Source organism: Actinophytocola sp. (assembly GCF_036002505.1).
In the GTDB taxonomy this organism is placed as follows: Bacteria; Actinomycetota; Actinomycetes; order Mycobacteriales; family Pseudonocardiaceae; genus DASYTH01.
Genome location: NZ_DASYTH010000246.1, coordinates 1 through 8,552, shown reverse-complemented (window position 1 = coordinate 8,552; position 8,552 = coordinate 1). Strand labels below are relative to the sequence as shown.

Annotated in this window: 8 protein-coding genes and 2 rRNA genes; 3 read left to right on the top strand and 7 right to left on the bottom strand. The window is 70.0% G+C overall.

The window, feature by feature from the left end; all coding sequences use genetic code 11:
• Window positions 1-136 precede the first annotated feature (136 nt).
• From VGR06_RS43960 to VGR06_RS22290, 3 genes are all read left to right on the top strand, one after another.
• Window positions 137-418 carry a tetratricopeptide repeat protein gene (locus VGR06_RS43960; RefSeq protein WP_414637310.1) on the top strand — a complete coding sequence of 94 codons (282 nt, stop codon included), beginning with the start codon at window positions 137-139 and terminating at the stop codon, window positions 416-418.
• The gene (locus tag VGR06_RS22295; RefSeq protein ID WP_327561048.1) at window positions 325-822 is read left to right on the top strand and encodes a tetratricopeptide repeat protein; all 498 of its coding nucleotides are present in this window, start codon (window positions 325-327) and stop codon (window positions 820-822) included. Before VGR06_RS43960 ends, VGR06_RS22295 begins: the two co-directional genes overlap by 94 nt.
• 77 nt (window positions 823-899) lie before the next feature.
• A complete protein-coding gene (locus VGR06_RS22290) occupies window positions 900-1,121 on the top strand; it encodes a hypothetical protein (protein ID WP_327561047.1) in 222 nt (73 codons plus the stop codon).
• 106 nt (window positions 1,122-1,227) lie between these two features.
• Here the strand turns inward: VGR06_RS22290 and VGR06_RS22285 are convergent, their stop codons facing one another.
• The 7 genes from VGR06_RS22285 to VGR06_RS22255 form a co-directional block, all read right to left on the bottom strand.
• On the bottom strand, window positions 1,228-1,848 hold the full coding sequence (locus VGR06_RS22285; protein WP_327561046.1) for a hypothetical protein: 621 nt from the start codon (window positions 1,846-1,848) through the stop codon (window positions 1,228-1,230).
• A gap of 205 nt (window positions 1,849-2,053) precedes the next feature.
• Window positions 2,054-5,011 (bottom strand): bifunctional [glutamine synthetase] adenylyltransferase/[glutamine synthetase]-adenylyl-L-tyrosine phosphorylase, encoded by a 2,958-nt coding sequence (locus tag VGR06_RS22280; RefSeq protein ID WP_327561045.1) that lies wholly within the window; start codon window positions 5,009-5,011, stop codon window positions 2,054-2,056.
• A 173-nt stretch (window positions 5,012-5,184) separates the two neighbouring features.
• The gene (locus tag VGR06_RS22275) at window positions 5,185-6,165 is read right to left on the bottom strand and encodes an aldo/keto reductase (protein ID WP_327561044.1); all 981 of its coding nucleotides are present in this window, start codon (window positions 6,163-6,165) and stop codon (window positions 5,185-5,187) included.
• Window positions 6,166-6,196: 31 nt separating this feature from the next.
• Window positions 6,197-6,949, bottom strand: coding sequence for a type 1 glutamine amidotransferase (locus VGR06_RS22270; RefSeq protein ID WP_327561043.1), 753 nt, complete (start codon window positions 6,947-6,949; stop codon window positions 6,197-6,199).
• A gap of 10 nt (window positions 6,950-6,959) precedes the next feature.
• Window positions 6,960-7,805, bottom strand: a complete 846-nt coding sequence (locus VGR06_RS22265) for a GNAT family N-acetyltransferase (protein WP_327561042.1) — start codon at window positions 7,803-7,805, stop codon at window positions 6,960-6,962.
• A 100-nt stretch (window positions 7,806-7,905) separates the two neighbouring features.
• Window positions 7,906-8,022: ribosomal RNA gene (rrf, locus tag VGR06_RS22260) — 5S ribosomal RNA — on the bottom strand.
• Window positions 8,023-8,151: 129 nt separating this feature from the next.
• Window positions 8,152-8,552, bottom strand: a 23S ribosomal RNA gene (locus VGR06_RS22255); the annotation flags it as partial.

The following is an 8,552-nucleotide window of genomic DNA, read 5'->3' as shown; positions in this document are numbered from 1 at the left end:
GCACCCCTGTCTACTGGCCACCCACCAAGCGGCCGCTGCCCGCGGCTGGCACGAACCAGTATGGAAACTGGCCTGGGCCGTCGCTACCTTCCAACGCCGGCGAGGACACCGCCACGACCAGCTCGCCACCTGCCAGTTGGGTCTGGCCGCTGCCAAGCACCTTGACGCCCGTACCACCCGTGCCCTAGCCCTCTGGCTCCTCGGCCGCGCTCATGCTCAGGCTGGCCAGCACGGCGAGGCTTTGGACCACCTGCAACAAGCTCTGGCCTTGGCCGAACATACCCAGGATTGCCATCTGCAAGGCGATATCCACAATTCTCTCTCGTGGAACTGGGAGCAGTGCGGGGCAACCAGCAGGCGCTGGAGCACGCCACCCACGCCCTGCGCCTCTACCAAACCCTCGACAACCCGGTGTTGAACGCGACCGCCCTGAACTCCGTGGGCTGGTGTGCCGCCCTGCTGGGCGAGTATGACCAAGCCCGCTCGCACTGCACGGCCGCACTCGCCCTTCACCGTCGCCACCACGAGCGCAGCAACGGTGAGGCATACACGCTGGACAGCCTCGGCTACATCGCCCACCGCACCGGCCAGCACGCTCGCGCCATCGACTACTACCAGCAGGCTCTGAAACTGCGCCGCGAACTTGGCAACACCTACGAGGTGGCCAACACTCTCGATGGAATCGGCCACCCGCACCTTGCCCTCGGCCAGCACGAGCAGGCCCGCTTGGTGTGGCGAGAAGCAGGGGAGCTGTACCAGGCCCTGCACAGCACCACCGACGCCGAGCGCGTCCAGCAACAGTTGAATGCGCTGGGCATCTGATCCAGAGCGCTCATACGGCCAGGGTGGCGAGGTGTTGGTCGAGTTCCTGAACTCGGGGTTCGCGGTCGTGTTGGGACATGCTGCGGCGGGTGGTGCTGATCAGTCCGATGGTGCGGATGGATGGATCCGGTGCGGCGGACGAGATCGGTTGCGGTGCGGAGGTCGTCGCAGGCGGGTTCGAGGTCGTTGCCGTGCAGGTGAGCCTAGGCGCTTCGGACGTGGTAGACGGCGCGGTCGCCGACGTAGCCGGAATTTCGTGCGCTCAAAGCGTTGTCAACGTGCGGGCGTGCCTTCTTTGACTGCTTTGAGGTCGACCCAGCAGGCAGCGGCGTGGCCCCGAAAGTCGGCTTCGTCGTAGAAATAGAGCCAGTCCGGTTCTTCGGTTCCCGGCTTCGCCTTGTCCAGTCACCGCTCGGCGTCGTTGAGCGCGAATCCACACGCTTTGGCGTAACCGGCCTTGGCGTGCGCATGCGCCTTGTTACTGGCAAGCAACGCCTTGAGCCTGGGTGTCGCGACATGTCGAGTCCGTTCCTCAGCGGCTTCCATCAGGCTCACAGCTTCGCTGTGATACCCGGCAAGCGTTGCCTGATAGCACATGCACGACAGGACATGCGCTCCCGCCAATGCATCGTTCGCCAGAGCCGAGGAACGCAGGGCGGCGATGTAGTAGGACTGGGCTGCGGCGCTGTGGACGGCGTCGAAGTGCAGCCATCCGCACAGACGTGCTACTCCGGTCATGAGACTGAAGAGGCGTTGGCCGGCGGTGTGGTCGTAGACGGCGTCGTCGGCGAGGTGGGTCAGGTAGCGGAATTCGGCTGCGGCGAGGTGGCAGAGGTCTCGGCTGCCGAGTGCGCCGTCGAGGCGGCGGAGCTCGGCGAGCCGGTTGTCGAGCCGGCTCAGGACTTCCGGGGTGGGCCGGCCGCGGGAATCCTTCGGTAGCGGTGGGCTGGTCAGGGCTCCGCCCCACTGGCCGGCCAGGCCGGTGAGGGCGCCACCGGTGATGGTCAGGAAGTCGCGGCGATCCATGGGGCCTCCCGCTATCTGGTGGAGGACCCGCATGGTCCCGGTGACTGACCAGGGCGGGTCCAGCACGCTGGCCGGATCGGTGTGGTGCCGGTCCGGCCAGGTGAGCTCAGCAACCACGGTACGCGCGACGTCGAGCGGATCCGCGGGACTGCAATGAATGCCCCTTTCAGTGCGCTGATCGCACTGAAAGGGGCATTCATTGCACTCAGTCGCGGTAGAACACGCGCTCCACTACTGCGCGGGCGCGGCGCATGGTGCGGCGGTAGGAGTCGAGGAACGCGCCGGGGTCGGTGTCGACGGGGTGGCCGAGCACGCGGGCGACCGCGACGAGCTCACGGCCGGAGGTGGGCACCTGGTCGGTCGGGCGGCCACGAACCAGGGTCACGGCGTTGCGCACGCGGGTGGCCAGCAGCCAGGCTTCGCGAAGGGACTGTGCGTCTTCGGGTTCGATGAGACCGGTGGCCGCGGCGGCGGTCAGGCCGTCCATTGTGGACGTTGTGCGGAGGGTCGGGAGCTGGTGGGCGTGTTGGAGTTGCAGTAGTTGCATGGTCCATTCGACGTCGGCGAGGCCGCCGCGGCCGAGTTTGGTGTGCCGGGTGGGATCGGCGCCGCGGGGCAGCCGCTCGGTGTCCACTCTGGCCTTGATTCGGCGGATCTCCCTGATCCGAACGGAATCCAGGCCGCCGTCGGGGTAGCGGACCGGGTCGATGGCGGCGATGAAGCGGGCGCCGAGGTCGTCGTCGCCGGCCACCGGGCGGGCGCGCAGCAGGGCCTGCGCCTCCCAGACCTCGCTCCATTGCGAGTAGTAGGCGCGATAGGACTCGAGGGTGCGTACCAGGGGGCCGTTGCGGCCTTCCGGGCGGAGGTCCACGTCCACGTGCAGCGCGGGATCCTGGCTCGGGGCACCGAGCAGCTTGCGGACGCTCTGCGCCACCCGGGAGGCGAACGCGACGGCCTCCGCGTCGGACACCCCGGGCAGCGGGTCGCAGACGAACAGCACGTCGGCGTCGGAGCTGTAGCCGAGCTCGCCGCCGCCCAGCCGGCCCATGCCGATCACCGTGATGTCGGCCTTGCGACCGTCGGCGGCAACCGACTCGGCCCGGATGACCGCACCCAGCACGGCCTGCAGCACCGCGCACCACACGGTGGTCAGCGCCGTGCAGACGGGGAGCACGTCCAGGAACCCCAGCAGGTCCGCGCAGGCCACCCGGAGCAGCTCGTGCCGGCGCAGCGACCGGGCGGCGGCCACCGCGTTGCCGAGGTAGCCGTGCCGGCGCACGGTGCGGCGCAGCGAGCGGGCCACCTCGTCCGGGTCCAGCCCGGCCAGCTCCTCCGGGTCGCCGAGCAGCCGCAGCACCTCGGGCGCCCGGACGATCAGGTCCGGCACCAGCTTCGCGGTGCCGAGCAACGTGGCCAGCCGCTCCACGACTGCGGCCTCGTCGCGCAGCACGCGGAGGTACCAGTCGGTCGCGGCGAGCGCCTCGGACACCCGGCGGTAGGCCAGCAGCCCGCCGTCCGGATCCGGTGTGTCCGCGAGCAGTTCGAGGATCACCGGCAGCAGCGCGGTCTGGATGGCGGCCCGGCGGGACACCCCGGTGGTGAGCGAGCGGATGTGTTGCAGCGCCCCGTCCGGCGCGGCGTAGCCGAGCGCCGCCAGCCGGGCCTGTGCGTCCTTTGTGGTCAGCCGCAGCGCCTCGGTCGGCACCCGCGCCACGGCTTCGAGCAGCGGCCGGTAGAACAGTTTCTCGTGCAGCCGGCGGACCCGGTTGAGGTGCCCGCGGAACGCGGCCAGCAGCACGTCGCCCTCGGACTGGGCACCCTCCGGACGGATGCCGGCGGCCCGGGCCAGCCAGCGCAGCGCCGCAGTGTCCCGATCCTCGGGGAACAGGTGCGTTCGGCGCAACCGCTGCAACTGCAGCCGGTGCTCCAGCAGGCGCAGGAACCGGTACGAGTCGCCGAGCTCGGCGGCGTCGGCCCGGCCGACGTAACCGCCCGCGCCGAGCGCCGCCAAGGCGTCCACAGTGGACCCGAGACGCAGCCCCTCGTCCCCGCGGCCGTGCACGAGTTGCAGCAGTTGCACGGCGAACTCGACGTCCCGCAGCCCGCCGCGACCGAGCTTCAGCTCCCGGTCCGCGTGCCCGGCCGGCACGTGCCGCTCCACCCGGCGGCGCATGGCCTGCACGTCGGCGACGAAGTTCTCCCGGTCCGCGGCCGCCCACACCAGCGGCCGGACCACGTCCAGGTACCGCTCGCCGAGCGTGGCGTCCCCGGCCGCCGGGCGGGCCTTGAGCAACGCCTGGAACTCCCACGTCCGGGCCCACCGCCGGTAGTAGGCGGCGTGCCCCTCCAGGGTGCGCACCAGCGCGCCGGCCTTGCCCTCCGGCCGCAGCGCCGCGTCCACCTCGAAGCAGGCCTGCGCGGCCACCCGCATCATGCGGCTGGCCACCCGGCTCGCCAGCGCGAGATCACCCTCGCCGACGAACACCACGTCGACATCGCTGACGTAGTTCAGCTCGCGGCCGCCGCACTTGCCCATGGCGATCACCGTGAGCGTGGCCGGCGGCGGGTCCGCGGTCTCCGCCTCGGCCCAGGCCACGGCCAGCGCGGCGGTCAGCGCCGCGTCGGCGAGCCCGGTCAGCTCGCCGGTGATCTCGGTGAACCCGGACACCGGCAGCTCCGGCTCGACCAACTGGCCGAGGTCGTCCGCGGCCACCTCCATGAGCAGCCCGCGGTATCCGGCGCGCAGCGCCCGGACCGCCTCCTCGCCGCGCAACCCCTCCACCGCCGCGAGCAGCGCCGCGGTATGGTCCGCCGCCCGCTTCCCCGCCAGCCGGCGCCACTCCCCCGGCCGGGCGATCGCGAAGTCGCCGAGCGCGGTCGACGAACCCAGCACGGCCAGCAACCGCCCGCGCGGCACCGGATCCGTGGCCAGCGCCTGCTCCAGCGCCGGCCAACCGTCTACATCGGACTCCCGGAGCCGGGACACACCACGCAGCGCGAGATCCGGATCGGGGGCCCGGGACAGCGCGGCGAGCACGGCCTCGCGGCTGGCCACCGGCCCTTCGTCACCCCACCACCCGGCGGCCCGCAACTCCTGCTCGGCCCGGCCGTCGGTCAGGCCGAACCTGGCGGTGGAGGGGACGATGCGGGCGCGGTCAACCATCGCCCTTACCGTAACGCGCTCTCCAACTCGGGAAAGTTGGCCATAGTCGTGGGTCGCCTCGGGAGTTGGGTCACCGGACCGTTCCTCGGGCAGACCTCGTTCCTCGGCCTACCCTCGTCGCGGTGGGCCAACTCCCTCGCCCGGCATTCCGCAAGCTCCATGCCGGCCGCGCCTTACTCGTGGCCGAGCACCGGGTGGGGTCGGTACGGGGCCTCCAGCCGGGCCACCTCCTCCTCGCTCAGCTCGACGCCGGCCGCGGCGACCGCGTCGTCCAGGTGGTTGATCTTGGTCGCGCCCACGATCGGCGCGCTCACCGCGGGTTTGCTCAGCAGCCAGGCCAGCGCGATCTGGGCCGGCGGCAGTCCGCGCTCGCCGGCGACCGCCTTGACCGCGTCGACGACGTCGAAGTCGGCCTCGGCGTAGAGCGCGTCGGCGTAGGCGTCGTTGCCGGCCCGGACGGTGTTCCGAACGCCATCACGATCCCGGTTGCCGGCCAGCAGGCCGCGGGCCAGCGGGCTCCACGGGATGCACCCGACGCCCTGGTCGAGGCACAGCGGGATCATCTCCCGCTCCTCTTCGCGGTAGAGCAGGTTGTAGTAGTTCTGCATGGACGAGAACCTGGTCCAGCCGTTGGTCTGGGCCAGCTGCTGCGCCTTGGCGAACTGCCAGGCGAACATGCTGGACGCGCCGAGGTAGCGGGCCTTGCCGGAGCGCACCACGTCGTGCAGCGCCTCCATGGTCTCCTCGATCGGCGTCTCGTAGTCCCACCGGTGGATCTGGTAGATGTCGACGTAGTCGGTGCCCAGCCGCCCGAGCGAGGCGTCGATGGCGGACAGGATGTGCTTGCGGGACAGCCCTCCGTCGTTGGCGGCGGAGCCCATCGGGAAGTACACCTTGGTGGCCAGCACGTAGTCCTCGCGGCGGTCGAAGAGCTTGCCGAGCAGCCGCCCGGTGATCCGCTCGCTCACCCCGGTCGAGTACATGTCGGCGGTGTCGAAGAACGTGATGCCCGAGTCCACGGCCTGCCGCACGATCGGCTCGGCCGCGCTCTCGTCGAGAAACCACGTGCGGTTGCCCGGATCGCCGTAGCTCATCATGCCGAGGCAGATCCGGGAGACCTTGAGACCCGTCGTGCCCAGGCGGGTGTGTTCCATGTGCTCTCCTCCTGTTTGGGTGATCCCCGGGTTAGGCCATCGGCAGGCCGAGCCCTGCGGGGGCGGCCGGTTCGAGGTCCCCGCCGGCCAGCCGGACGAAGCGCTCGGCGAAGGGTCGCCAGGTCTCCTCGAGGTCGCGGTGCAGCTCGGCCAGGCGCTCCGGTTCGAGGTCGCCGGGCCGCGCCAGGGCGGCGTCCTCGGGCGCACTCCGGGCCCAGGCCAGCACGATCTCCGGCGTGGTTTCGATGTGGAACTGCAGGCCGTACGCGCTCGGGCCGATCCGGAACGCCTGGTTCGGGTAGGGCGTGGCCGAGGCGAGCAGCTCCGCGCCGCGCGGCAGAACCGTGACCGCGTCCTGGTGGAACTGCAGCACGTCCGGCATGAACGGAAGATCGGCGAACAGCGGATCCCGCCAGGCCACGTCCCGCTTGGCGACCAGCCGCGGCCCGACCTCGGGCCCGTCGGCGCCTACGGCCACCTGCCCGCCGGTGGCCACCGCCAGCAGCTGGCCACCGAGGCAGACGCCCAGCACCGGCAGCCGCGTGGCCACCGCCCGGGCCAACAACCGGCGCACGTCGGCGAGCCAGGGGTGGTCGAGATCGTCGTTGGCACCCATCTCGCCGCCGAGGCACACCACGCCGTGACAGTGCTCCAGCTCGGGCAGGTGGGTGCGGGCCGGTTCCAGCACGTCCAGGTCCGCGCCGGCGGCCACCAGCCAGTCCCCCAGCCGTGCGGGCGGATCCGTCTCGTCCGGCTGGATGACAAGGATCTTCGGATTGCGCACGGACTCGAGGCTACTTGCCGAATTCCAGCTCGGTCTGGTCATAGACCCGCCGGTAGCCGATCCGCTGATAGATCGAGTTGGAGACCGGGTTGGCCAGGTCGGTGAACAGGATGACGTGCTCGGTGCCCGCGTCCAGCGCCCACTGGGAGGCCGCCGCGGTCACCGCGGAACCGTAGCCGTGGCCGCGGTACTCGGGTGGCGTGTAGACCGGGCCGATCCGGGACATGCCGTCGATCGGCGCGCCGACCGCGGCATACGACACCACGTGGCCGTCGACCTCCCACAGGACCATTCCGTTACCCAGCGCCAGAGACCGCCGGACGTCCGACTCGGCCCGGCCGGGTTGGCGCTCCCGGCCGACCGCCTCGATCTCGAAGGCGCTGCGCCAGCCGGCCATCAGGGACACGTCGTCTTGCGTGCCCAGGCGTGCGGTGCCCCGTACCGCTGGCTTCGCCAGCTCACCGAGCCGGTACAGGCGCAGGGCCATGACCTCCTTGACGGTCACGCCGGTCAGCGCCGACCAGACGCCGGCGAACCGCTCGGCAGCCTCCCGCGGACCGGACACCGCCGGCAGCTCGGGATCCACCTCGAGCAGCGTCGACGCGGCTGCCTGATCCGCGGCGCCCGGCAACGCGCTCACGCCCACCGGCCACGGCGCCGTCCGAAAAACCGCGCCGGCGAGTTCGGATCGATCCCAGATCGACAGCAGCAGCGGCGGTTCGTCGCCCGGGTCCGGCGCCTCGACGAGCCGACGGATCACGCTCAGCCCGTGCGTGTGCCGCATCGGGTCGGCCGCGAACAACGGTCTGACCAGCGCCCAGTACTCCGAGGGATCGTGATGCACCCTGACGTCCATACCCCCAGGGTGCCCGCGACCGTCATGACCGGTCCAACGGATATTTGCTCGTATAACGCGAGGAGCCCCCGCCGGTGTGGCGGGGGCTCCTGCGAGGGATGTTCGGCGGTGTCCTACTCTCCCACACCCTGTCGAGTGCAGTACCATCGGCGCTGGAGGGCTTAGCTTCCGGGTTCGGAATGGGACCGGGCGTTTCCCCTCCGCCATGACCACCGAAACACTATGAAACGATCAACCCAACCCCAAACCATCAAGGGGATGTGTTGGTGTTTCAGAATCGTATAGTGGATGCAAACAACATCTTGACGCACACCACAACCACATTTGGTGTTGTGATGTGTTTGTTGTGGCTAAGTCCTCGGCCTATTAGTACCAGTCAACTCCACCCGTTACCGAGCTTCCATTCCTGGCCTATCAACCCAGTGATCTCGCTGGGGGCCTTAACCCACAAGGGGTGGGAGACCTCATCTTGGAACAGGTTTCCCGCTTAGATGCCTTCAGCGGTTATCCCTTCCGAACGTAGCCAACCAGCCATGCCCCTGGCGGGACAACTGGCACACCAGAGGTCCGTCCGTCCCGGTCCTCTCGTACTAGGGACAGCCTTCCTCAAGTCTCCTACGCGCGCGGCGGATAGGGACCGAACTGTCTCACGACGTTCTAAACCCAGCTCGCGTACCGCTTTAATGGGCGAACAGCCCAACCCTTGGGACCTACTCCAGCCCCAGGATGCGACGAGCCGACATCGAG

What these genes read in the sequence shown, in the direction of transcription:
- VGR06_RS22290 (WP_327561047.1), top strand. Translation starts at nt 900, where the DNA reads ATGCTGCGGCGGGTGGTGCTGATCAGTCCGATGGTGCGGATGGATGGA.
- VGR06_RS22285 (WP_327561046.1), bottom strand. Translation starts at nt 1,848, where the DNA reads ATGGATCGCCGCGACTTCCTGACCATCACCGGTGGCGCCCTCACCGGC.
- VGR06_RS22280 (WP_327561045.1), bottom strand. Translation starts at nt 5,011, where the DNA reads ATGGTTGACCGCGCCCGCATCGTCCCCTCCACCGCCAGGTTCGGCCTG.
- VGR06_RS22275 (WP_327561044.1), bottom strand. Translation starts at nt 6,165, where the DNA reads ATGGAACACACCCGCCTGGGCACGACGGGTCTCAAGGTCTCCCGGATC.
- VGR06_RS22265 (WP_327561042.1), bottom strand. Translation starts at nt 7,805, where the DNA reads ATGGACGTCAGGGTGCATCACGATCCCTCGGAGTACTGGGCGCTGGTC.